The sequence below is a fragment of the Micromonospora sp. PRAS1 genome (assembly GCF_059553435.1).
Map to the genome: position 1 here is coordinate 12,497 of NZ_JCANNB010000054.1, position 22,614 is coordinate 35,110.

Annotated in this window: 20 protein-coding genes and 1 pseudogene; 11 read left to right on the forward strand and 10 right to left on the reverse strand. The window is 72.4% G+C overall.

The features are described 5' to 3' along the window. Positions 1-34: 34 nt before the first annotated feature. The 5 genes and pseudogenes from AC507J_RS30305 to AC507J_RS30325 all read right to left on the reverse strand — a co-directional run. Positions 35-1,933 (reverse strand): annotated as a pseudogene (locus AC507J_RS30305) (fumarate reductase/succinate dehydrogenase flavoprotein subunit); the annotation flags it as partial. 13 nt (positions 1,934-1,946) lie between these two features. Then, entirely contained in the window at positions 1,947-2,753 is an 807-nt protein-coding gene (gene sdhC, locus AC507J_RS30310; protein WP_496293620.1) for a succinate dehydrogenase subunit SdhC, read from the reverse strand. Between the two features lie 272 nt (positions 2,754-3,025). Next, positions 3,026-4,531, reverse strand: coding sequence for a TldD/PmbA family protein (locus tag AC507J_RS30315; RefSeq protein ID WP_496293622.1), 1,506 nt, complete (start codon positions 4,529-4,531; stop codon positions 3,026-3,028). Then, the gene (locus AC507J_RS30320) at positions 4,528-5,964 is read right to left on the reverse strand and encodes a TldD/PmbA family protein (RefSeq protein WP_496293624.1); all 1,437 of its coding nucleotides are present in this window, start codon (positions 5,962-5,964) and stop codon (positions 4,528-4,530) included. Before AC507J_RS30320 ends, AC507J_RS30315 begins: the two co-directional genes overlap by 4 nt. A gap of 108 nt (positions 5,965-6,072) precedes the next feature. After that, entirely contained in the window at positions 6,073-8,217 is a 2,145-nt protein-coding gene (locus AC507J_RS30325; protein ID WP_496293626.1) for a prolyl oligopeptidase family serine peptidase, read from the reverse strand. A gap of 86 nt (positions 8,218-8,303) precedes the next feature. On the opposite strand from AC507J_RS30325, the gene mshB reads away from it, so the two are divergent. The 3 genes from mshB (at position 8,304) to AC507J_RS30340 (ending at position 10,278) form a co-directional block, all read left to right on the forward strand. Beyond that, the gene (mshB, locus tag AC507J_RS30330) at positions 8,304-9,281 is read left to right on the forward strand and encodes an N-acetyl-1-D-myo-inositol-2-amino-2-deoxy-alpha-D-glucopyranoside deacetylase (protein WP_496293628.1); all 978 of its coding nucleotides are present in this window, start codon (positions 8,304-8,306) and stop codon (positions 9,279-9,281) included. A gap of 14 nt (positions 9,282-9,295) precedes the next feature. Beyond that, positions 9,296-9,736 carry a hypothetical protein gene (locus AC507J_RS30335; RefSeq protein WP_496293653.1) on the forward strand — a complete coding sequence of 147 codons (441 nt, stop codon included), beginning with the start codon at positions 9,296-9,298 and terminating at the stop codon, positions 9,734-9,736. Positions 9,737-9,813: 77 nt separating this feature from the next. Next, entirely contained in the window at positions 9,814-10,278 is a 465-nt protein-coding gene (locus tag AC507J_RS30340; protein WP_496293630.1) for a hypothetical protein, read from the forward strand. 46 nt (positions 10,279-10,324) lie between these two features. Here AC507J_RS30340 and AC507J_RS30345 read toward each other — a convergent pair whose 3' ends face one another. Beyond that, the gene (locus tag AC507J_RS30345) at positions 10,325-11,350 is read right to left on the reverse strand and encodes a GNAT family N-acetyltransferase (RefSeq protein ID WP_496293632.1); all 1,026 of its coding nucleotides are present in this window, start codon (positions 11,348-11,350) and stop codon (positions 10,325-10,327) included. 79 nt (positions 11,351-11,429) lie between these two features. Between AC507J_RS30345 and fdxA the strand changes: the two genes are divergently transcribed. From fdxA to AC507J_RS30370, 5 genes are all read left to right on the forward strand, one after another. Then, complete coding sequence (fdxA, locus tag AC507J_RS30350) at positions 11,430-11,756, forward strand: ferredoxin (protein ID WP_089005361.1); 327 nt, start codon at positions 11,430-11,432, stop codon at positions 11,754-11,756. Next, a complete protein-coding gene (gene dapC, locus AC507J_RS30355; RefSeq protein ID WP_496293655.1) occupies positions 11,753-12,862 on the forward strand; it encodes a succinyldiaminopimelate transaminase in 1,110 nt (369 codons plus the stop codon). Before fdxA ends, dapC begins: the two co-directional genes overlap by 4 nt. 14 nt (positions 12,863-12,876) lie before the next feature. Then, the gene (locus AC507J_RS30360) at positions 12,877-13,899 is read left to right on the forward strand and encodes a prephenate dehydrogenase (RefSeq protein WP_496293657.1); all 1,023 of its coding nucleotides are present in this window, start codon (positions 12,877-12,879) and stop codon (positions 13,897-13,899) included. Between the two features lie 129 nt (positions 13,900-14,028). After that, positions 14,029-14,676: an SIMPL domain-containing protein gene (locus AC507J_RS30365; RefSeq protein ID WP_496293635.1), complete on the forward strand. Its 648-nt coding sequence runs from the start codon at positions 14,029-14,031 to the stop codon at positions 14,674-14,676. After that, positions 14,676-15,323: a nucleoside/nucleotide kinase family protein gene (locus AC507J_RS30370; RefSeq protein WP_496293637.1), complete on the forward strand. Its 648-nt coding sequence runs from the start codon at positions 14,676-14,678 to the stop codon at positions 15,321-15,323. Before AC507J_RS30365 ends, AC507J_RS30370 begins: the two co-directional genes overlap by 1 nt. A gap of 63 nt (positions 15,324-15,386) precedes the next feature. Here the strand turns inward: AC507J_RS30370 and AC507J_RS30375 are convergent, their stop codons facing one another. The 3 genes from AC507J_RS30375 to dapD form a co-directional block, all read right to left on the reverse strand. Then, a complete protein-coding gene (locus AC507J_RS30375; protein WP_496293639.1) occupies positions 15,387-18,047 on the reverse strand; it encodes a hypothetical protein in 2,661 nt (886 codons plus the stop codon). Between the two features lie 102 nt (positions 18,048-18,149). After that, complete coding sequence (locus AC507J_RS30380; RefSeq protein WP_496293641.1) at positions 18,150-18,707, reverse strand: sugar O-acetyltransferase; 558 nt, start codon at positions 18,705-18,707, stop codon at positions 18,150-18,152. A gap of 119 nt (positions 18,708-18,826) precedes the next feature. Next, complete coding sequence (gene dapD, locus AC507J_RS30385) at positions 18,827-19,786, reverse strand: 2,3,4,5-tetrahydropyridine-2,6-dicarboxylate N-succinyltransferase (RefSeq protein ID WP_496293643.1); 960 nt, start codon at positions 19,784-19,786, stop codon at positions 18,827-18,829. Between the two features lie 61 nt (positions 19,787-19,847). Between dapD and dapE the strand changes: the two genes are divergently transcribed. Next, on the forward strand, positions 19,848-20,921 hold the full coding sequence (gene dapE, locus AC507J_RS30390; protein ID WP_496293645.1) for a succinyl-diaminopimelate desuccinylase: 1,074 nt from the start codon (positions 19,848-19,850) through the stop codon (positions 20,919-20,921). A 49-nt stretch (positions 20,922-20,970) separates the two neighbouring features. Here dapE and AC507J_RS30395 read toward each other — a convergent pair whose 3' ends face one another. After that, the gene (locus AC507J_RS30395; protein ID WP_496293647.1) at positions 20,971-21,126 is read right to left on the reverse strand and encodes a hypothetical protein; all 156 of its coding nucleotides are present in this window, start codon (positions 21,124-21,126) and stop codon (positions 20,971-20,973) included. Positions 21,127-21,264: 138 nt separating this feature from the next. Here AC507J_RS30395 and AC507J_RS30400 point away from each other — a divergent pair, with 138 nt between their 5' ends. Next, complete coding sequence (locus tag AC507J_RS30400; protein ID WP_496293649.1) at positions 21,265-22,101, forward strand: LOG family protein; 837 nt, start codon at positions 21,265-21,267, stop codon at positions 22,099-22,101. 2 nt (positions 22,102-22,103) lie between these two features. Continuing rightward, on the forward strand, positions 22,104-22,614 hold a 511-nt coding region (locus tag AC507J_RS30405; protein WP_496293651.1), incomplete at its 3' end, for an LOG family protein.

Sequence of the window (22,614 nt, forward strand, 5' to 3'; positions counted from 1 at the left end):
CGGCGGCCTCGGCAGCTGCGGCGTCGGCGGTGACGAGGGCGTCGAACTCGGCCAACTCCTCGTCGGTGAGGTACTTGGCCAGCTCCGCGCGGTCGAAGAGGCTGATCAGCTCGGAGCGCATCCTCGGCAGCGGCTTGCGGTCCAGCCGGACGGTGTCGCCCTCCAGCGAGCAGACCAGGTTGATCCGCCGCCACTGCGGATCCATGGTGGGGAAGTCCTCGCGGGTGTGGCCGCCGCGCGACTCCCGCCGCTCCAGCGCCGCCTTCGCGGTGCACTCCGAGACCACAAGCATGTTGCGCAGGTCCAGCGCGAGGTGCCAGCCCGGGTTGTAGCGGCGTCCGCCGGAGGCGGAGACCTTCGCCACCCGCTCGCGCAGCTCGGCCAGCCGGCTCAGCGCGTCCGCCAGCTCGGCCTCCCGCCGGATGATGCCGACCAGGTCGCCCATCACCGCCTGGAGGTCCTGCTGGAGGGTGTACGGGTTCTCGCCGGTGTCCCGCTGCAACGGCGCCAGGGCGGTCTCGACCGCGGTCTCCACCGTGGCCACCGCTACCCGGGGCCGGGCAGCCAGCTGGTCGACGTAGGTGGCCGCGTGACCGCCCGCCCGCTTGCCGAAGACCAGCAGGTCGGAGAGGGAGTTCCCGCCGAGGCGGTTGGAGCCGTGCATGCCACCGGAGACCTCACCGGCGGCGAAGAGGCCACGCACCGAGCCGTACGCGGCACCGGTGTCCGGGTCGACCTCGACGCCGCCCATCACGTAGTGGCAGGTCGGGCCGACCTCCATCGGCTCCTTGGTGATGTCGACGTCGGCCAGCCCCTTGAACTGGTGGTGCATCGACGGCAGGCGACGGCGGATCTCGTCGGCCGGCAGCCGGGAGGCGATGTCCAGGTAGACGCCGCCGGCCGGGGTGCCCCGGCCCTCCTTGACCTCGGTGTTGATCGCCCGGGCGACCTCGTCGCGGGGCAGCAGCTCCGGCGGGCGGCGGTTGTTGTCCGGGTCGTTGTACCAGCGGTCCGCCTCCTCGGGCGTCTCCGCGTACTGCTTGCGGAAGACGTCGGGGACGTAGTCGAACATGAACCGCTTGCCGTCGGAGTTCTTCAGAATTCCGCCGTCACCGCGTACCGACTCGGTGACCAGGATGCCCTTGACCGAGGGCGGCCAGACCATGCCGGTGGGGTGGAACTGGAGGAACTCCATGTTGATCAGGGTCGCCCCGGCCCGCAGCGCGAGCGCGTGACCGTCCCCGGTGTACTCCCAGGAGTTTGAGGTGACCTTGTAGGAGCGGCCGACGCCGCCGGTGGCGAGCACCACGGCCGGCGCCTCGAAGAGGAGGAACTCGCCGGACTCCCGGTAGTAGCCGAACGCACCGGCGACCCGGTCGCCGTCGAGCAACAGTTCGGTGATGGTGGTCTCGTCGAAGACCCGGATCCGGGCGTCGTACGAGCCGTGGGTCCGCTTGTCCTCCTGCTGGAGCGAGACGATCTTCTGCTGGAGGGTGCGGATCAGCTCCAGGCCGGTCCGGTCGCCGACGTGCGCCAACCGGGGGTACTCGTGACCGCCGAAGTTGCGCTGGGAGATCTTGCCGTCCTTCGTACGGTCGAAGAGCGCGCCGTACGTCTCCAGCTCCCAGATCCGCTGCGGCGCCTCCTTGGCGTGCAGCTCGGCCATCCGGAAGTTGTTGAGGAACTTGCCGCCGCGCATGGTGTCGCGGAAGTGCACCTGCCAGTTGTCCCGGCTGTTCACGTTCCCCATGGCCGCGGCGGCGCCACCCTCGGCCATCACCGTGTGCGCCTTGCCGAACAGCGACTTGGAGATGATGGCGGTCTTCTTGCCGGCCAGCCGGGCCTCGATCGCCGCGCGCAGGCCGGCGCCGCCGGCCCCGATCACGACGACGTCGTAGTGGTGTCGTTCGATGCGAGTCGTAGTGCTAGTCATGTCAGCGAGGCCCTCAGTTGATGAACCGCAGGTCGGAGATCCACCCGGCGGCGACGGACATGACGTAGAAGTCGGTCAGCGCCAGCGTGCCGAGGGTGATCCAGGCGAGCTGCATGTGCCGGACGTTCAGCCAGGAGATGTAGCCCCAGGCCCGGTAGCGCACCGGATGCTTGGAGAAGTGCTTGAGCCGCCCGCCGATGATGTGCCGGCAGGAGTGGCAGGAGATGGTGTACGCCCAGAGCATCACCACGTTGCCGACCAGGATCAGGTTGCCCAGGCCGAACCCGAAGCCCTCGGGGCTGCGGAAGGCCGCGATGGCATCCCAGGTGTTGATCAGCGAGATGATGGCGGCGAAGTAGAAGAAGTACCGGTGCGAGTTCTGCACGATCAGCGGGAACCGGGTCTCACCGCCGTAGGAGGCGTGACCGTCCGGCACCGCGCAGGCCGGCGGCGAGAGCCAGAACGACCGGTAGTACGCCTTGCGGTAGTAGTAGCAGGTCAGCCGGAACAGCAGCAGGAACGGCAGGGTGAAGGCGGCGTCCGGGATGATCCACCAGCCGGGCAGGTACTGCCCGAAGTGCGATGCCTCCGGGATGCACCGATCCGTCACACACGGCGAGTAGAACGGGGTCAGATAGTGGTACTCCTCGACCCAGTAAAGGTCGTGCATGAAGACCCGGACCGTCGCGTACGCTACCCACGCGCCGAGCCCGATGACGGTGATCAGCGGCGCCAACCACCAACGGTCCGTCCGCAACGTCTTCGCCGCGATCGCGGCGCGGGCCCGCGCTCCTCGCGGCTTCGTTGCCGATGATGTCATTCGTGTCGTCTCCCTGCCGGGGCCCTTTCACGGGCGGCGGAACCCTTCCGGTCGGCACGCGGATCGGCGAACCGCCGCTCCCGCTTGCCGGGTCATGCGCACACCAACGGCCGCGCCGGGCGTAACCGGAGCAGCTAAGTGACACACGTTACGCCGATCTAGGCGGGCCGTCCGCGCAAGGCAGTGTCCCGTGTGTCCCGCCCTTTGGAAACCCTCCTTCCATGATCAATATGTGAGCGTCCGAAAAAGATCGACAAGCGGTCCAGCACGGGTCAGCCGGAGGCGCCGCCGGTGAAGTTCCAGGAAGCCAGCCGCAGCGACGGCGTCTCCGACCAGGCACCGTCCCAGCGCTCCGGCAGGCGGACCGCGCCCCGGCCCACCTCCAGCACCGCGCCGGGTCCGAGCGCCCTCGGGTACGACTCGGTGAACCGCAGGTCACGCACTGCGCGGGTGACCCGGCCCTCCTCCACCAGCCACACGCCGTTACGGGTCAGACCGGTGATCACCAGGCTCTTCGGTTCGAGCACCCGGGTGTACCAGAGGTCGCTGACCAGCAGGCCGCGCTGCATCCGGGAGACCAGAGCGGCGGTGTCCGCGTCGACCACCGCGCCGACCAGCAGATCCGTCCCATCCGCCGGAACCGCCGCGTCGCCTGAGGCAGCCGCCGGCGCACCCGCCGGGCCGGGCGTGCCACTGCCGGTCGCCGGGGCGGGCGTGCTGCCGGCGCCCCTGGTGCTCGCCGCGCCGGCCGTGCCGGACGGGACGAGGCGCAGGTTGCGCGGGATCGGGCCGAAGGTGGCGCTGCCGGTCCAGGCGTGACCGGTCGACTCGACGCCCGACCCGGCGGCGCTGCGCCGGTCGTGCACCACGCCCGTGGTGGTGCCCGCGTCCACCAGGGTCAGCGGCCGGGTCGGCGTGCCCTCCAGGTCGAACGGCAGCGCCGAGCCGGCCAACGGATCGTCGACCAGGGTCAACGCCCGATCGAACTGGGCCACCCCGGGCTTGGCGAACGACTGCCGCTCGGCGTACCGCTTGCCGTTGAAGCCGTACCAGGCCAGATTTTGTAGCAGGTCCGCCACGGCGGCCGGCTCCAGGACCACCGGGTACCGCCCGGGCGGCAACTCCACCGGGTCGACGGCGGCCCGGGCCTTCGCCGCGGCCCGGCGCCCCAACTCGGCACCGTCGAGGTCGGCCAGTCGGTCGACCCAGTGCCGGGCCGTGCCGTCCGCGCCACCGACCCGGGCGATCCCGTCCATCGCCGCCTCCGCCGCGTACCCCTGCGCGGCATGTCCGGCCGAGTTCGCGAACCCGGTCGCCCGCAGGGTCGTGCGGCAGTAGCCGGCCGTCTCCAACCCGTCGGCCGCGTCGACGAAGGCCCGGACCAGCCCGGCCCGGTCGTCCGGCCCGGCATGCCCGGTGGCCGCGTCCCACTTCGGCGCGGCGGCCACCGGCGCGGGCGGGGTGAGCCCCGGCCAGGCCGGGTCGAGTGGACCGAACCGGGCCGCCGCCACCACCCGCTCCGCCAGGGCGCGCAGCCCGTCGGGGGTGGAGAGGTTCGCGCTGCCGGTGGCGGTACGCCCGCCCGCCTGCACCCGGAGCCGGATCTCCACCGCGGACTCGGCGACGTTCTGGTGGATCGCGGAGTTGGCGAACCGGGTCAACGCCGACTCGGCGCGGGTCACCAGCACCTCGGCCTGGGCATCCGCCCCGGCCAACCGGGCGACCCACTCCACCACCTGACCGGCGAGCGCCAACTCGACGCCGTCGTCGACAGTCACGCCCGTACCCCCACCCGGACGTTGCGGAACCGGGCCGGTGCCGCCGGATGCCCGGTGTGCCCGACCTGGCCGGGCTGACCCTTGCCGCAGTTCGGCGTGCCCCACGAGACGATCTCACCGGAGAGCATGTCCATCGAGCGCCAGAAGTGCGGACCGATCCCGGTGTACGTCGGGTTGCGCAGCATCCGCCCCCGCCGGCCCTTGCGGATCTCCCACCCGATCTCGCAGCCGAACTGGAAGTTCAGCCGTTTGTCGTCGATCGACCAGGAGCGGTTGACGTCCATCAGCACCCCCTCGTCGGTGGCGTCGACGATCTCCTCCAACGTGTGCGGGCCGGGTTCCAGACCGACGTTCGTCATCCGGACCATCGGCAACCGCGCCCAGCCGTCGGCGCGTACGCTGCCGCCGTAGTCCAGGCCCGCGACGGCGGCCGAATCCCGCCCGGCCAGCACGCCCACCCACCGCCCGGCGCGTACCGCGTCGCGGCGCACCGCCGGCGAGCCCTCGTCGTCGTAGCCGAAGCTGCCCAACGCGCCGGGGATGGTTGGGTCGATTGTGATGTTCATCAGCTCGGAGCCGTAACGCAACGAGCCGAGCTGGGCCAGATCCAGCCAGGAGGTGCCGGCGAAGGCGGCCTCCCAACCGAGGATGCGGTCCAGTTCGATGGCGTGCCCGACCGACTCGTGGATCTGCAACGCCAACTGCTCGCCGCCGAGAATCAGGTCGGTCTCGCCGCTCGGGCAGAGCGGCGCGGTGAGCAACGCCTGCGACTCCTCGGCGATGCGCGCGGCGTTGGCGGTCAGCTCCAGCGAGTCGACAAGCTCCCAGCCGGTGGTGCCGTACTGGCCGCGGTAACTGGGCCAGGACCGTCGCTGGGTCTCGCCGTCGCCGATCGAGGTGGCCGAGATGCCGCCGCCGCACTCGCGGATGCGCTGGTCGATGCGGTGCCCCTCGCTGGAGACGAACCACTTCGCGGTGTCCCAGATCTGGTAGAGGCCCTCGGCCAGATCGGCGCCGTGCGCCACTATCGTGCGGGTGGCGGCGGTAAGCAGGTCGCCCTTGGTGGCCAGCGAGACACCGAGCGGGTCCACCTTGCAGTCCGAGGACCAGCTCGCCGTGACCGGCGTGGCGCCGATCAGGTCGACCGCCGGGCCGGGGACCAGGCCGCTCGCCGCAGCCGTCCGTGCCGCGCGCTGGCCGGCGTCGCGGGCGGCCCGCTCGGAGATTTCCGGTACGGCGTGGAAGCCCCAACTCGAACCGACAAGTGCGCGTACGCCCAACCCGAGGCTCTCGTCCTGGGCGAGCGCCTCGATGTCGCCGTTGCGGGCCGACATCGACTCGTAGCGCCGGTGCATCACCCGGGCGTCGGCGTACCGGGCACCCGCGTCCAGCGCGGCCTGCACCGCCACCTCGCCCGCGTCGAACTCAACCATGGCCCGACCTTAGGCGAGGGCGTGGACATTCGTCAGGGGACGAGGTCCTCCGCTCGTACCGCCCGGCCTGCCTCGTCACCGCCATGGTCGCACCGATTGTGCGAACGATTACCCGAGGTGGCTGCGGAGGAAGGCGAGTTCCAGCGGGAGGAGGCGTTCGGCGAGGCCCCCGGCGGCCAGGTGGGTGGCGCCGGTCAGCGGCAGCACCGAGTGCGGGCGGCCGGTGGCCAGCAGGGCCGCCGACAGCCGCAGCGTGTGCGCCGCCACCACGTTGTCGTCGAGCAGGCCGTGCACAAGCAGCAGCGGCCGGGCCTGTGCCGGGTCGGTGACCGGCTCGGCGGCCAGTTCCACAAGCGAGTGGTGTGCGTAGATGTCCTCGCCGTCGGCCGGCAGACCCAGATAACGCTCGGTGTACGCGGTGTCGTACAGCGCCCAGTCGGTGACCGGCGCCCCGACGATCCCGCAGCGGAACAGCTCCGGATGGCGCAGCACGGCAAGCCCGGCCAGCCAGCCGCCGAACGACCAGCCCCGGACGGCCACCCGGCCGAGGTCCAGGTCCGGGTGCTTGTCGGCGAGCGCGGTGAGCGCCTCCACCTGGTCGAGCAGGATCACGTCGGCGACCCGCCGATGGATGGCCTTCTCGTAGGAGGGGGCGATCCCGGGGGTGCCCCGGTTGTCGATGACCACCACGGCGAAACCGGCGTCGGCCCACCACTGCCGTTCCAACCAGGCCGCCCGCGCGGCGACCACCTCCTGGTGCCCCGGCCCGCCGTAGACGTCCAGCAGCACCGGCAGCCGCCGACCGGTGACGTGGTTGTCCGGGTAGAGCACCGCCGAGGGCAGCCGCCGGTCGGTCACCCGTTCCAGCAGCGGCAGCGGAGAGTACGCGGGGGTGGCGGCGAGCGACCGCAGGATGCCCACCTTCCGGTCGCCCTGCGACACCGTCCACCGGATGCCCGGGTGGTCCAGCGAGGCGCTGCCGACCACCAGCACGTCCCCACCGACCGCGGCGACGTGCCAGCCCGCGTCGGTGGTGAGTCGCCGGGCGTCCACGCCACCGCCGATGCTGGTGCGTACCCGGAACAGGTGCTGCTCGCTCGGCTCGCCGTCGCTCGCCTCGACCAGCAGGTCCGCCGGGCCGGTGCTGGCGGCCAGCCGGCCGACCACCCGGCGCACGTAGAGCGAGGGCGGGGTGAGCAGGGTGCCGTCGGCGAAGAGGCAGCGGGCGTCGTACCCGTCGTGGGCCAGTTCACCGCCGACAAGTACCCGCCCGTCGGGCAGGTGCGCGGGCGTGCCCGGTACCGGATCGACCCAGCGCGGGTCGGCCAGTTCGGCGTGCACCTGCGTCTCGCCGGTACGCGGATCGATCGCCAGCACCAGGCCGTGCTGCTGGGAACGGCGCAGCACGGTGATCAGCGGGGCGCCCTCGGCCCAGTGCACCGCGGTCAGGTACGGATAGGTCTCCCGGTCCCAGTGCACGTCGACCCAGCCGCCGTCGAGGTCGAGCAGGTGCAGGCTGACCTCCGCGTTCGGGCCGCCCGACACCGGGTACGCGACGCTTACCGGCGGGATGGCCGGCTGCGCCGGGTCGTGCAGGTGCCAGCGGGGCAGCCGGGACTCGTCGACCCGGGCGGCCAGCACCGACCGCCCGTCCGGCGCCCACCAGTAACCACGGTGCCGGCCGAACTCCTCCGCCGCGATGTGTTCGGCCAGTCCCCAGACCACCCCGGAGTCCTCGCCGGCGAGGATAGTGTCGGTGCCGTCGGCCGCCACCACCCGCAGCTGCCCGCGCCGGACCCCCTCGGCGGCGTCCGTCACGTACGCCAACCGCTGACCTGTCGGGTCGGGCCGGGGGTCGAGCACCGGCCCGGCGGCGGGCACCTCGATCACGTCCCGGTGCACCAGGTCGGCCCGGAACAGCCGGCCGGCCAGCGCGAACACGGCCACCCGTCCGGCGCCATCGAGGGCGTACGACCCGATGCCGGAGGCGCTCAGCCGCAGCCGCTCGCGACGGGCCCGTTCCCCGGGACTGAGCGCGCCGGGGTCGGCGTCCGCGCCGAGCAGGGTGGCCGGACAGGCGACCAGCTGCTCCTCGCCGGTGGCGACGTCGAGCAGCCAGAGGGCATCGGCCGGGTCCTCCGGCCCGGCGGAACGTAGGAAGACCACCCGGGCGCCGTCGTCGGCCACGGAGACGGCGCGCGGCGCCCCGTGGCTGAACCGACGGGTACGGGCGGCCAGCTCGGGAAAGTCCACAGGCCAGATCGTAGGCGCGTACCGAGCACAATGTGAGCGACCTGCGCGGACGCGTCTGGGCCGGGCGGCCCAAACCGCCGGTTAGAGTGACCGTCGTGACGACCCTGCCTGACCGCCGCCTGCTGCTGGTCCACGCGCATCCCGACGACGAGTCCATCGGCACCGGTTCGACAATGGCCCACTACGCCGCCACCGGCGCGCACGTCACCCTGGTCACCTGCACGCTTGGCGAGGAGGGTGAGATCCACGTGCCGGAGCTGGCCGGGCTCGCCGCCGCCGAGGCGGACCAGCTCGGCGGGTACCGGATCGCGGAGCTGGTCGCCGCCTGTGCCGAGCTGGGCGTCACCGACCACCGCTTCCTCGGCGGTGCCGGCCGGTACCGCGACTCCGGCATGATGGGGCTGCCGACCAACGGACACCCCCGCGCGTTCTGGCGCGCCGACCTCGACGAGGCCGCCGGCCACCTGCTGGCGGTCATCCGGGAGGTACGCCCCCAGGTGGTGATCACCTACGACGAGAACGGTTTCTACGGCCACCCCGACCACATCCAGGCGCACCGGGTGACGATGCGCGCCGTCGAGCTGGCCGGCGCGGAGGGGATCGCCCCGGCGAAGGTCTACTGGACGGCGATGCCGCGCAGCGTCCTGGAGGCGGGCATGTCGCACTTCGAGAACTCCTCGGACAACCCCTTCGCCGGCATCTCCGACGCCACCGAGCTGCCCTTCTGCACGCCGGACGAGCAGATCGCGGCGCGGATCGACGCCACCGAGCAGCACGCCGCGAAGGAGGCGGCGATGCGCGCCCACGCCACCCAGATCCCCGCCACCTCCTGGCTCTACTCGATCGCCGGCAACTTCGGCGCGGAGTTCATGGGGGTGGAGTACTTCACCCTCGCGGTGGGGACGAAGGGGCCGGGCAGCGGCCCGTACGGCTGGGAGTCTGACCTCTTCGCCGGGCTGGATCTCGCCGACAACCGGGATCTCGCGGACAGCTCCGATCTCGCCGGCAACGCTGGTCGCGGCAGTCCGGAGCGTGCCCCGGTCAGCTCGGCCGGCCAGCGGTGACCCTGCCCACCGCGATGTCGGTCGCCCCGCAGGAGCAGGCCCAGCAGCCGCCCCGGCCGACCGGGTTGCGGCGGTTTGTCGACCTCGGGTTGCGGGTGATCGGCGGGCTGATCGCCGTCGTCGCCGGTGCGGTCACCGCGGTCCTGGAGCTGTTGCTCGCGCCGCTGCGGATCGGCGGCTACCCGATCGGGGTGGCGGTGCTCGTGGCCGTGGTGGCGAACATCGCGTTGAGCTGGTTCGCCATCGAGGCGGTCGGCCGCCGTTGGGCGGTGGCGCTGCCGGCGTTGCCGTGGGTGGTGATCATGGTGGCGGCCGCCGACCGGACCGCCGAGGGTGACGTCCTGCTGGTCGGCAACTGGGTCGGGCTCACCCTTGTGGTGGCCGGCGCGATGGCCTTCGCGGTTGTGGCGTTCCGGTCAATCGTGGCTGCGCCGCCGGGTCCCGGTCGGTACTGACGCCGCCCCGCTCCAGGTGGTAGATATTCCTGCCAGGAAACCCGCCGTCCGGGCGGGGATGTGGCGGGAGGTGTGCGATGGGGCAGCGGTGGCGTCCGCTCGCGGTGCTCGCGATCGCGCTGTTCGCGGTCAACGTGATCGCCCGGTTGGTGATCCGGTTCGGCTTCGACGGTGACGAGATGGCCGCCGATCGGGTGACTCTCGGGATGTTCGTGGTGATCGGGCTGATCCTGGCCGGGGTCGCCTTCGTCTGGGGGCAGCGCCGTCCGCTGGCCCAGTGGGGTGCCGAGGCGGCCGGCGCGATCGGCATCGCGCTCGTACTGACCATGCTGGTCGGGCCGCTGCTGGTCGGCCAGAGCCCGTTCGCCGCCGGCAGTGCCACCTTCTTCTGGCAGGTGGTGCTCTACCTGGTGGCGGCCGTCGCCGGTACGACCCTGGGGTATCTGCTGCTCACCACGCTGGGCCGGGACCACCGTTCCCAGGGCCTCAAGCGCTACGCCGAGAGCACGGTGGCCAAGCCCCGCCGAATCGTCCGCCGCTGACCCCCACCCGTGCGTTGACCATGAGGTTGGCGGCGAAGTCGATCTCCTAGCAGTCGCCAACTTCATGATCAACGGGGTGGGCGAACCGGGTTCGGTAGGTGTGGTGGGTGGTGAAGCCCAGGTTGCGGTAGAGGCGGACGGCGGGTGCGTTGCGCTGCTCCACCTGAAGAAACGCGTCGGTCGCGCCGACCTCGGCGGCCCAGTCGACGAGCACCCGGATCAGCCGGGTCGCGAGCCCCTGCCGGCGGGCGGCGGGCAGCACCTCGATCAGGCACAAGCCGAGCCAGCGCCCGGAACCGGTGACCGTTCCGCGGCCGATCGCGACGAGCGCGCTGTCGGCGTACACGTGGGCGAAGCGGACCTGGTCCACGGCGGTGAGCACGTGCCGGGCGGCGTCCGGAAGGCCACCCTTGCGACCGCTGGCCACCGCGAGCCAGTCGTCGGAGGGCTCGGCGGCCAGCTCAACCACCGGCTCGCCGACCACCGGCTCGCCGGCCGGCGGAGCCGCCGCTGCTGTGGGCTCGTCGGATGGCACCGAGGCGGCGATGGCGGCCAGCGACGCGGTCTGCACCAGCACCGGCGGGCGGCTACCCCAGCCCCGCCTGTCGAGTTCGGCACCGACCGGCGCGGCCAGCGGCAACGGCGTGTTGACCAGGGCCTGCTGGCCGAGGTCGGCGTACCAGCGCTCGACCGCGTCCAGCGCGGCCGGCAGCGGCCGGTCCGGGTCGCCGACGGGCAGGGCGGAGTTGGCCCGGCCGGTCCAGCCGCCGGCGGCACGCAGCAGCCAGTCACCGAGCCGGGCGCGGGTGGGGGCTGGCCACGCCTCGTCGGCGGCGAGTTCCAGCTCGGTCACGGCCGCGGCGGTGGGTCGCCGGTCGGCCGGGACCCGTTTCGCCCGGTGCACCTCGTGCAGCGGTACGCGCAGCCGCCCCTGCCGGGTGGTCAACGTGAGATGAGTCTCGGTCAGCTCGACCAGCTCGCCCAGGGAGTCGGAGTAGAGGGGGCGACCAGCGCGGCTACCCACCACTCGGCGGACCACGATCCGGTGTCCCACGTCCTGCTCTCGAAGCACGATCGACCTCCTCCCCGGCGAGATACTAGGCTCTTAGCGTCGCGGGTGATCGCGGCGAGTCTTGCGGAGGAGAAGACCGGTGACCTACATCATCGCCGAGCCGTGCGTGGATGTGCTCGACAAGGCATGCATCGAGGAGTGCCCGGTCGACTGCATTTACGAGGGCAACCGGATGCTCTACATCCACCCCGACGAGTGCGTCGACTGTGGTGCCTGTGAGCCTGTCTGCCCGGTGGAGGCGATCTTCTACGAGGACGACGTTCCCGAGCAGTGGAAGGACTACACCGGCGCCAACTACGAGTTCTTCGAGGACCTGGGCTCGCCCGGTGGTGCCTCGAAGATCGGCAAGGTGGAGAAGGACGCCTCCTTCGTCGCCGCGCAGCCGCCGCGCGGCGAAGGCCACTGAACCGGCCCGCGCCGGTCTCGTCGCGACTGCCCGAGTTCACCTGGGACACCCTGGACGCCGCGGCCGCGCTGGCCGCGGCGCATCCGGACGGCCTGATCAACCTCTCCATGGGTACGCCGGTCGACCCGGTGCCGGAGGTGATCCGGCGGGCCCTGGCCGAGGCGTCCGACGCGCCGGGTTACCCGCTGACCGCCGGCACCCCGGCGCTGCGTGACGCGATCGCGGCCTGGGTGGCCCGGGCCTGCGGCGCCGGGATCGACGGGCTCGGGGTGCTGCCGACGATCGGCTCCAAGGAACTGGTCGCCTGGCTGCCCACGCTGCTCGGGTTGGGGCCGGGCGACGTCGTGGTGGTGCCGTCGGTTGCCTATCCGACCTACGAGGACGGGGCCCGGCTGGCCGGTGCCACCACCGTACGCGCCGACTCGCTGACCGCCGTCGGGCCGACCTCCCGGGTACGCCTGGTCTGGGTCAACTCGCCGGGCAACCCGACCGGCCGGGTGCTGCCCGCCACCCATCTGCGCAAGGTGGTGGACTGGGCCCGGGAGCGCGGTGCGGTGGTCGCCAGCGACGAGTGTTACCTGCCGCTGGGCTGGGACGCCGAGCCGGTGTCGGTGCTCTCGCCGGAGGTCTGCGGCGGCTCCTACGATTCGGTGCTCGCCGTGCACTCGCTCTCCAAGCGCTCCAACCTGGCCGGCTACCGCGCCGGGTTCGTCGCCGGTGATCCGGCGCTGGTCGCCGAGCTGCTCAAGATCCGCAAGCACGCGGGGATGATCGTGCCCAAGCCGGTGCAGGCGGCCATGGTGGCGGCCCTGCGCGACGAGGAGCACGCCGACGAGCAGCGGGAGCGGTACCGGGCGCGGCGGGAGAGGCTGCGCGCCGCCTTCACCGCGGCCGGCTTCACGGTGGAGCACTCCGAGGCGGGGCTCTACCTCTGGCTGACCCGGGGCGAGGACTGCTGGGCGACGGTCGACTGGCTGGCCCGGCGGGGCATCCTGGTCGCGGCGGGGGTCTTCTACGGCCCCGGTGCCCGGCAGCATGTCCGGGCGGCGCTTACCGAGTCCGACGAGCGGGTCGCCGCCGTGGCCGCCCGCCTCGCCCAACCCTGACCGGGACGGTGACGATGGCCGAGGCCGGTGCGCTACCCCGGGTGGCGGTGCTCGGCACCGGCCTGATCGGCGGGTCGATACTGCTCCGGCTGCACGCCGCCGGGCTGGACGTGATCGGCTGGGACCCGGACGAGGCGACCCGCCGGCAGGCCCGTTCGGCCGGCGTACCGACGGCGGAGCGACTTGTCGACGCGGTGGCCGGGCGGGAGGTGGTCTTCCTCGGCGGACCGCTGCCCACCCTGCCGGCGACGCTCGTCGAGGTGGCCGGGATGACCGGTGCGGACTGCGTGCTCACCGACGTCGGCAGCACCAAGGCCGAGCTGGCGGCGTTCGCGCAGGCGCGCGGGCTGACCGACCGCTTCGTCCCCGGTCACCCGATGGCCGGCACCGACCGGGCCGGCCTGGTCGCGGCGCTGCCGGAGCTGTTCACCGGTGCCGCGTGGGTGCTCTGTCCCGCGCCGGAGGGGTTGGCCGCGTTCCGCCGGCTCGCCGTCCTGATCACCGAGGTCTTCGCCGCCCGGGTGGTGCCGATGGCGGCGGACCGGCACGACGCCGTGGTCGCGCTCGCCTCGCACGTGCCGCACCTGCTCGCCGGGGCGCTGGCCGGTGCGGCCGAACGGTCACCGTTGCGTGACGCGATCCGCACCCTGGCCGCCGGCAGCTTCCGCGACGGCACCCGGGTCGCCGGCACCCCGCCGCAGCGTACGGCGAACATGCTGGCCGGCAACCGCGAGCCGGTGCTGGCCGCGTTGGCCGAGGTCACCGGGTTCCTCGACGAGCTGGCCGCCGCGCTGCGGGCCGGTGACGCGGCCACCCTGCGCGCCCGGTACGCCGAGGCCGGTGCCACCCGCCGAGCCCTCGCCGACCGCCCGTACCACGAGCAGACCCGCTCCTTCCCGACCCAGGGCCCGCCCGCAGACGAGATCACCTGGCTCCGCGAGGTCGGTTCCCGAGGCGCCCACCTCACCCACTGCCACCCCACCCCCCACACCACCACCTACACCGCCCACCACCCCACCCCCACCCCCACCCCCTGACTTCGGTTGATCATGAAGTTATTGCCCTGGAGAGCGCTTTCTCGGGGTAATAACTTCATGATCGACGGTGCTGGTGGTGGGTGGAAGCGTCGGTGGGCGTGAGGTGGGGAGCGCCGATAGGGTGAGGGCATGGTGGACGGACCGGTGGTGATGGTGCGCGGCGAGGCGTACCGCGAGGTCGATCCGGAGGTCGCCCGGTTCACGGTGACAGCGCTCGCCCGGGACCGCGACCGGGAGGCCGCGTTGACCCGGCTGGCCGAGCGGGCGGCGGCGGTCCGGGTGCTGCTCGACGCCGCCGAGCCGGCGATCGACCGCCGGGAAACCGGCGACCTGCGGGTACGCCCCGAGACGCGGCGCTCCGGCGAGCGGGTGGTGGCCTGGCACGGCTCGGTGGTCACCACGGTCACGGTCAGCGATTTCACCGCGCTCGGTGAGCTGATGCTGCGCCTGGCCGACCAGGACCAGGTCGAGGTGGCCGGGCCGTGGTGGTCGCTGCGCCCGGACAGCCCGGCCTACCGGGAGGCCCGGCAGGCCGCCATCAACGACGTGCTGCAACGCGCCCGGGAGTACGCTGCGGCGCTCGGTGCGCAGGTCACCGACCTGATCGAGCTGGCCGACGAGGGCGGCACGGCCCAGCCGATGATGGCCCGGATGGCGTTCGACGCCGGTGGTGCCGCCGCCGGTGGCCCGCCGGAACTGGAACTCGACCCGCAACCCCAGGGCGTGCACGCGGCCGTCCGGGCCCGGTTCGCGATCAGCCGCCCGGTCCTGTCCTGATGTCCACCGCCCGGGTACTGCCCGTCGAGGAGTTGGTGGCGCGCGCCCGCGCGCTCGCCGACGCCGGCCCCCGGCAGATGCTCGGCATCACCGGTGCCCCGGGCGCGGGCAAGTCGACCCTGGCCGAGCAGGTGGTGGCGGCGGTCGGCACCGCCGCCCGGCTGGTGCCGATGGACGGCTTCCACCTCGCCCAGGCCGAGCTGAACCGGCTGGACCGGTCCGCGCGCAAGGGCTCCATCGACACCTTCGACGCCAACGGGTACGTCTCGCTGCTGCGCCGCCTGCGGCTCAAGGAGCCGACCTCGGTCTGGGCGCCGGAGTTCCGCCGGGACCTGGAGGAGCCGATCGCCGGTGCGATCGAGGTGCCGCCGGAGGTCCGGCTGGTGGTGACCGAGGGCAATTATCTGCTGGTCCGGGACTGGCCCTGGGACGAGGTACGCGCCCTGCTGCACGAGGCGTGGTTCCTGGACATCGACGCGGACCTGCGGCGCCGTCGGCTGGTCGCCCGGCACGTGGCGTACGGGCGGTCGCCGGCCGAGGCCCTGGCCTGGGCGTCGGGCAGCGACGAGGTCAACGCGGCGCTGGTGTCCGGCACCGCCGACCGCGCCGACCTGGTGGTACGCCTGGCCGAGCCACCGCCGGAGTGACGCCGCGCCCCGGTGTGGTGACGCCGCGCCCGCGTAGTCACGCCGTCACCCGGATGGCGGGGCTCAGCCGGGTCCGCGCCGGGGTGCCGGCACCGGCCGCCGGAGCAGCCAGGCGACTCGGGACCGTTCCCGCTGGAACTCGGCGGCCTCCGGGTAGCCGCTGTGGCTGCGGATCGGTGGATCGGCGACCTCGCCGTCGCTGGGATGCAGCGCCTCGGGGTCGGTGACGGCCACGCTGCGTTCGCCGGCGGTGACCGGCCAGCCGAGCGGGTCGGTGTCGCGCCAGAAGTTCGTCCACCCGGTCCCGCCGGCGGGTCGGGCCAGCGCGTGGCTCAGCGCCGGCAACCGGTCCGGCCCGAAGTACGCGGGGAAGATCCGGCCGTAGAGCCGGGTCAGCTGGCACCCGTAGGAGAAGAACCAGATCCGCCGCCGCCAGCGGTCCGGCAGTTGCAGGATGACCGCGGTGCAGATCACTGTTCCCTGGCTGTGGCCGGAGAGGATGATGCCGTCCATCCGACGCGGATCGTGCTCGGTCAGCGCGAGCAGGCCAGCGGTGCGGGTGAGGAGTTCCGGTACGGCCCGCTCGGCGTAGCTCGGTGGGGCGAGCGGGTGCGCGGCGCGCGGCCAGAACGTGCCCACGTCCCAGACCACCCCGACCGAGCGCCGCACCGCGTTGTTCCGGAAGACGAGCAGGCCGAGGGCGGCGATCGCCACCGGTAGCCAGCCGAGCAGCGAGTCACCGAGGTCGGTCACGAGCTTGAGCAGGGCTGCGGTGCCGGTCGCTGACGCCGGGTAGGGATGGGCGGGGGAGAGGACGGCGACGCAGGCGAGGGCGGCCAGCCCGGCCATCGCGGCGGCGTACCAGCCGATCAGGCGGATCGCGTGTTCGCCGACCAGCCGGTGCAGGGCCCGGTGGTTGCTGACGTCCCGTCCCCGGCGCAGGTCGTGCGCGGTGAGTGGTCCGCTCGACCGCAGTTCGGCGTACTCTTCGCGGCGTAGTTGGTGGAAGAGCACGAGCGCGCGGAGCGCGACCAGGGCGAGCAGCAGCAGCGCCCCGCCGAAGCAGAGCGCGGCCCAGGTGACCGGCGTCGGCGGGACGACGACCGAGCGACCGCCGGGCGTGGCACCGCCGTTGAGCCGGTCGGTGATCCAGTAGAGCGCCCCCGCGCAGTAGGCGAGGCAGAGCAGCCAACCGAAGCCGGCGATCACGGCCGGGGCCTGACCGCGCCAGGCCAGGTCGGTGTGCGGCCCGAGGGGTTGGGCCCCGGCGTCGGGCCGGGTCCGGGGCAGCAGCAGGCCGATCCCGGCGAGGGCCAGCAACACCAGGGCGAGCTGCCACACCTGGAACGGGGCGGGCGGGAGACCGGGCAGCCAGCCGTGGCACCAGGCGGTACCGAGAACGATCAGCACCGTGGCGGCGCCCGGTGCCGCGCCGCCGCGGCGCCCCGAGCGGGCGGTCGCGCCGATTGTGGTCAGCAGCAGCAACTGGCCGGTGACCAGCCAGGCGAGGATCCGGTCGAAGCCCGGCAGCGAGCGGTCCGCCAGGCAGCCGGGCAGGTTCGGCTGCCCGCTGCATCCCGCCTGTGGTCGCAGCGCCGCGAGCGGGGTGCCGGCGGGGCCGTCGGGCAGCATCAACAGCACGATGGTGCCGGCCAGTCCGAGCCCGGTGAGCACGATGACCGCGATGCTCCACGGGCCGAGCGGAGTGGCCCCCTCGCGTCGGGTGAGGAAGGGACGGCCGAGCGCGACCAGCGTGATCATCAGCACCGCGAGGAGCATCGCGGAGCTGCTCCAGGCGACCGCCGCACGCGCCCCGTGCGGTGGATCCAGCACCAGTACGGTGCCGAGCGGCACCGCCGCCGCCACCGCCGTACCGGTGCAAAGGTGCAGCACGGCGGCGCGCCGCAGTTGCCCCTCACCGCACCAGAACGTGGGATCTTCGAGCGGGTTGGTGAGCGGTCGGTCGGGTGGCTCCGGTACCGACGGCTGCTCCGGGGCCGGCTGGGCGGCGGGCAGGTCGGCGTCGACCGGGGCCGGCTGGGCGGCGGGCAGGTCGGCGTCGGCCGGTGCCGGCGGTCGGCGTACCGGGGAGGTCGCCGGGTCGGCGGGCATCACCGCCTCGTACTGGTAGGTCCGCCAGGCGACCAGGCCGAGCACCGCGATCAGGGTGAGTGGCACGGCCAGGCCGACGGCGAGCATCCGTCCGCCCTGCTGCCACCAGGCGTCGGCGAGGAACTCCCACGGCCCCGGGATGCGGCTCAGGCAGGTCTGGTCCACGCACTGCCAGCCGATGAGGTCGACCCCGACGCCGGTCAGCGCCAGCACCAGCGTGCCGGTCAGACTCAGGCAGAAAAGCCGGATCAGCCAGGCGGTGATCCCGGAGCGGCTGGCCAGTCGTTCGCTGGCCGGGTCCGGTGGTATCCCGGGGCGGGCGTGCAACGCCACGTTGGCCAGGGTGAAGGGCAACAGCAGCGTCCAGAGGGCGCGCTCCACGTCCCGCGCGGTCCGCGCCCCGGAGGTCAACTGCCCCCAGCTGTACGCCTCGACGGCGATCGGGTCGAGCGGCGAGGCCGTCGGGGAGCGGTAGAAGCCGGTGACCTGGCTGCCGGCGACCAGTCGCGGCTGTGGTGTCTCGCCGCCGGGTTCAAGTGTCAGTCCGAGGGCTTCGGCGGGCGGCGTGTTCGACACTCCATGTACGCGCAGTTCGAGGATCCGGCCGCCCATGACACGCCTCCCGGTGACGACTCCATTACCCAGAGTGCTCGTTTTCGGCCTGGAGCGCCACCCCCAAAAGAGGTATTTTCGCAGGTGGAGGAGTTGGCGAGGTTAGTTGATCTCGCGTACCGGACGCGCGGGGTTGCCGACAGCTACCACATTGGCGGGTAGGTCACGGGTCACCACGGCGCCCGCGCCGACTACGGTGTTCGCGCCGACGGTGACCCCGGCGAGGACGATCGCGCCGCCGCCCAACCAGACGTTGTCGCCGATGGTGATCGGCTTGCCCGCCTCCCACTTCGCCCGCCGCGCCTCCGGCTCCACCGGATGGGTCGGGGTGAGCAACTGCACGTTCGGTCCGACCTGGACGTCGGCGCCGAGCGTGATCGGCGCGACGTCGAGGAAGACCGCGTGGTAGTTCACGAAGCTGCGCGGCCCGATCCGGATGTTGTAGCCGTAGTCGCAGTAGAACGGCGGGCGGACCGCGGTCTCCTCGCCCACTTCGCCGAGCAGGTCGACAAGCGCGGCCCGACGGCCGTCGAGATCGTCGATGCTGCTGGTGTTGAAGCGTTCCATCAGCCGCAGCGCGCGCAGGTGCTCGGCGACCAGTTCCGGATCGTCGGCGAGGTACGGCTCCCCGGCGAGCATCCGCTCCTTCATGGACGTCATCCGTCCGATCATGCCCGCGCCACCCGCCGCGCCGCACCCCGCCGCGCCGTGCAGGGGCAGGTGTTAGGAAGGGGCCCTTTCCATGCACTATGCGTTAAGAAGGGCCCCTTCCTTGCACCTCAGTCGTTGGCGTGCAGGGCGGCGTTCAGCTCGATGCCACGGCCGGTACGCGGCCGGGCCTCCAGCGCGCCGCTTACCGAGTTGCGCCAGAACAGCAGGCCGTCGGTGCCGGAGAGCTCGCGCGCCTTGACCACCCGGCCATCCGGCAGCGTGATCTTCGAGGCGGCGGTGATGTAGCAACCCGCCTCGACCACGCAGTCGTCGCCGAGGGAGATGCCCACTCCGGCGTTCGCTCCGATCAGACTGCGTTCGCCGACGCGGATCTTGTCGGTGCCGCCGCCGGAGAGGGTGCCCATGATGGAGGCGCCGCCGCCGATGTCCGAGCCGTCGCCGACCACCACGCCCTGCACGATCCGACCCTCGACCATGGAGGTGCCGAGAGTGCCGGCGTTGAAGTTGACGAAGCCCTCGTGCATGACGGTGGTGCCGGCGGCGAGGTGGGCGCCGAGGCGGACCCGGTCGGCGTCGGCGATCCGTACCCCGGCTGGCACCACGTAGTCGGTCATCCGGGGGAACTTGTCCACCCCGTACACGGCCAGGTGGCGGCCGGCGGCCCGCTCGATCACGCGCAGCTCGTCCACCCGCTCGGGCGGACACGGCCCGGCGGAGGTCCAGGCCACGTTCGCCAGCTTGCCGAAGACGCCGTCGAGGTTGAGCTCGTTGGGTCGCACCAGGCGGTGGGAGAGCAGGTGCAGCCGCAGGTACGCGTCAGCGGCGTCCTTGATCGGGTCGTCCAGCGAGCCGATCACGGTGACCACCTGGACGGTACGCAGACCCGGCAGCGACCGCTCGCCGATCGCGCCCGGCGGCAGGTCAAGCACGTCGGCCTCGTCCTCGCCGGGCACCAACGGCAGCTCGCCCAGGCCCAGCTTGCCGGTCGGGTACCAGGTGTCCAGCACCTGGTCGTCGGCGGTGACGGTGGCCAGGCCGATGCCCCACGCGGATTGTGTGGACGTCACTTACTCACCTCTCGTTCCCATGCTGTGCTCGGTCGCCGGTTGTGACGGTACCGTGCGGACCATGGAGAACCCGCTTACCCCCGATGTCCTCGCCGATCCGGTGGCGTTGACCCGCGCGCTGGTCGACATCGAGTCCGTGTCCCTCAACGAGAAGGCCATCGCCGACTGCGTCGAGGAGGTGCTGCGGAAGGTGCCGCACCTGACCACCTTCCGGCACGGCAACACGGTGATGGCCCGTACCGACCTCGGTCGGGCGTCCCGGGTGGTGCTGGCGGGGCACCTGGACACGGTTCCGCTTAACAACAACTTCCCGTCGACCATGCGCGGCGACCTGATGTACGGCTGCGGCACGTCGGACATGAAGTCCGGGGTGGCCTTCGCGCTGCACCTGGCGGCGACCCTGCCCGACCCGCGCTACGACGTCACGTACTTCTTCTACGAGGCGGAGGAGATCGAGTCCCGGTACAACGGGCTGCACCTGGTGGCCGAGGCGCACCCCGAGTGGCTGACGGCGGACTTCGCGCTGCTGCTCGAACCGACGTACGGCGTCGTGGAGGCGGGCTGCCAGGGCACCATGCGGGCCACCGTGGTCACCACCGGGGTCCGGGCCCACTCGGCCCGCTCGTGGCACGGGGTCAACGCGGTGCACGCGGCGGGTGAGCTGCTCCGACGGCTCTCCGACTACCAGGCGCGGCGGGTCACCATCGACGGGTGCGAGTACCGCGAGGGGATGAACGCGGTGCGGATCTCCGGCGGGGTGGCCGGGAACGTGGTGCCGGACCGGTGCGAGATCGGGGTGAACTACCGCTTCGCGCCGGACCGTACGCCGGCCGAGGCCGAGGCGCACCTGCGCGAGATCTTCGCGGGCTACGAGTTGACGGTGACCGACAGCGCCGCCGGAGCGCTGCCCGGGCTGGAGGCCCCGGCCGCGCGGGAGTTCCTGGCGGCGGTGGGTGCCGCGCCGATCGGGAAGCTGGGCTGGACCGATGTGGCCCGGTTCGCGGCGATGGGAATTCCGGCGCTGAACTTCGGCCCGGGTGACCCCAACCTGGCCCACCACCCGGACGAACACGTCGAGATCGGCAAGATCCGGGATGGTGCCGCCACCCTGTACCGCTGGCTCTCCCGCAACTGAGCCACGCGGCTCGGCTTCCCGCCCGGTCGATCGGGCGGGTGGGCTGAGGTCAGACGCTGGTCAGGTGAGAGTCGGCGGTCGTGGTCTCGGCCGGCGGTTCGGGCGAGGTGTCGAGCAGGCGGGCGCGACGGCGCTCGGCCACCACGTCGCGGATTCTCTGCTGCATCTGCCGTCGGATCCGGATCCGTTCGTTGCTGGTGATCACGCTGTCCCTCCCCCGAAGCCTGCGTGCCGGGGCATACCCGGTATGTGAATAGTAAGACGTACGGGAAAGCGATTTGGTTGCACAAGATCACAAAGTCTTTGCCAGGTTCTTCGCCGCGACTCCACTACGGTTGCTTCCATGAGCCAGAGCAACCACCGTGAACCGGGGCGGGAGCGGCATCGCGGGCCCGTCACGCTGCGTCGCCAGGCGGCCACCACCAGCACTGCCGATCAGGGGCTGCTCGACTCACGGACGCGGGCCGACTGGAAGACCCGGGACGCCTGGCGTGCGCTGCGCATCCTCTCCGAGTTCGTGGAGGGGTTCGACACCCTCGCCGACCTGCCGCCGGCGGTGAGCGTCTTCGGATCCGCCCGGAGCAAGCCGGACAGCCCCGAGTGCCAGCTCGCCGAGGCGGTGGGCGCGGCCCTGGCCCGCGCCGGGTACGCGGTGATCACCGGCGGCGGTCCCGGGGTGATGGAGGCGGCCAACCGGGGGGCCAGCGAGGCCGGCGGGCTCTCCGTCGGGCTCGGCATCGAGCTCCCCTTCGAGCAGGGCATCAACGAGTGGGTCGACCTGGCAATCGACTTCCGCTACTTCTTCGCCCGCAAGACGATGTTCGTCAAGTACGCCCAGGCCTTCGTCGTGCTGCCCGGCGGCTTCGGCACCTTGGACGAGTTGTTCGAGGCGCTCACCCTGGTGCAGACCGGCAAGGTCACCCGGTTCCCGGTGGTGCTGATGGGCACCGCCTACTGGCAGGGGCTGCTCGACTGGCTGCGCGACACCATGGCCGCGGAGGGCAAGATCGGGCCGGTCGACCTGGAGTTGATCTGCGTCACCGACGACGTGACCGCGGCGGTGCGGCACATCGTGGAGGCCGAGGCCGCACTCAGCTCCGAGCAGGAGGCGGTACGCGCGGAGGCGGTCGCCCGTACCGCCGCCGACCAGCAGGCCGCGGCCGACGAACCGGAGCGCTGAGGATGGCGGCCATCTGCGTGTTCTGCGCCTCCTCCCGGACGCTGGACCAGCGCTGGCTCGACCTCGCCGCCGCCACCGGCGCGGAGCTCGCCCGACGCGGACACACGCTGGTCAGCGGCGGCGGCAGTGTCGGCATGATGGGCGCGCTCACCGAGGGTGCGCGCTCGGCGGGCGGGCGGACCATCGGGGTGATTCCGCAGGCGCTGGTGGACCTTGAGGTGGCCGATCTCGCCTCCGACGAGCTGCTGGTCACCGACTCGATGGCCAGCCGGAAGATCCTCATGGTGGAGAAGTCCGACGCCTTCCTCACCCTGCCCGGCGGGCTGGGCACGCTCGATGAGCTCTTCGAGGTCTGGACCACCGCCACCCTGGCCCTACACGACAAGCCGATGGTGCTGGTGGACACCGACGGCTTCTACCGTCCGCTGCTGGACTGGCTGCGCAACCTGACCGACCAGACCTTCCTCAAGCCCGCCGGCTTCGACCTGCTCCGCGCCGTCGACACCGTCCCCG

Coding starts and splice junctions, on each gene's coding strand:
- sdhC (WP_496293620.1), bottom strand. CDS start 2,753: ATGACATCATCGGCAACGAAGCCGCGAGGAGCGCGGGCCCGCGCCGCG.
- AC507J_RS30320 (WP_496293624.1), bottom strand. CDS start 5,964: ATGGTTGAGTTCGACGCGGGCGAGGTGGCGGTGCAGGCCGCGCTGGAC.
- AC507J_RS30335 (WP_496293653.1), top strand. CDS start 9,296: ATGTCGGTCGCCCCGCAGGAGCAGGCCCAGCAGCCGCCCCGGCCGACC.
- AC507J_RS30340 (WP_496293630.1), top strand. CDS start 9,814: ATGGGGCAGCGGTGGCGTCCGCTCGCGGTGCTCGCGATCGCGCTGTTC.
- AC507J_RS30360 (WP_496293657.1), top strand. CDS start 12,877: ATGGCCGAGGCCGGTGCGCTACCCCGGGTGGCGGTGCTCGGCACCGGC.
- AC507J_RS30365 (WP_496293635.1), top strand. CDS start 14,029: ATGGTGGACGGACCGGTGGTGATGGTGCGCGGCGAGGCGTACCGCGAG.
- AC507J_RS30370 (WP_496293637.1), top strand. CDS start 14,676: ATGTCCACCGCCCGGGTACTGCCCGTCGAGGAGTTGGTGGCGCGCGCC.
- AC507J_RS30375 (WP_496293639.1), bottom strand. CDS start 18,047: ATGGGCGGCCGGATCCTCGAACTGCGCGTACATGGAGTGTCGAACACG.
- AC507J_RS30380 (WP_496293641.1), bottom strand. CDS start 18,707: ATGACGTCCATGAAGGAGCGGATGCTCGCCGGGGAGCCGTACCTCGCC.
- dapE (WP_496293645.1), top strand. CDS start 19,848: ATGGAGAACCCGCTTACCCCCGATGTCCTCGCCGATCCGGTGGCGTTG.
- AC507J_RS30400 (WP_496293649.1), top strand. CDS start 21,265: ATGAGCCAGAGCAACCACCGTGAACCGGGGCGGGAGCGGCATCGCGGG.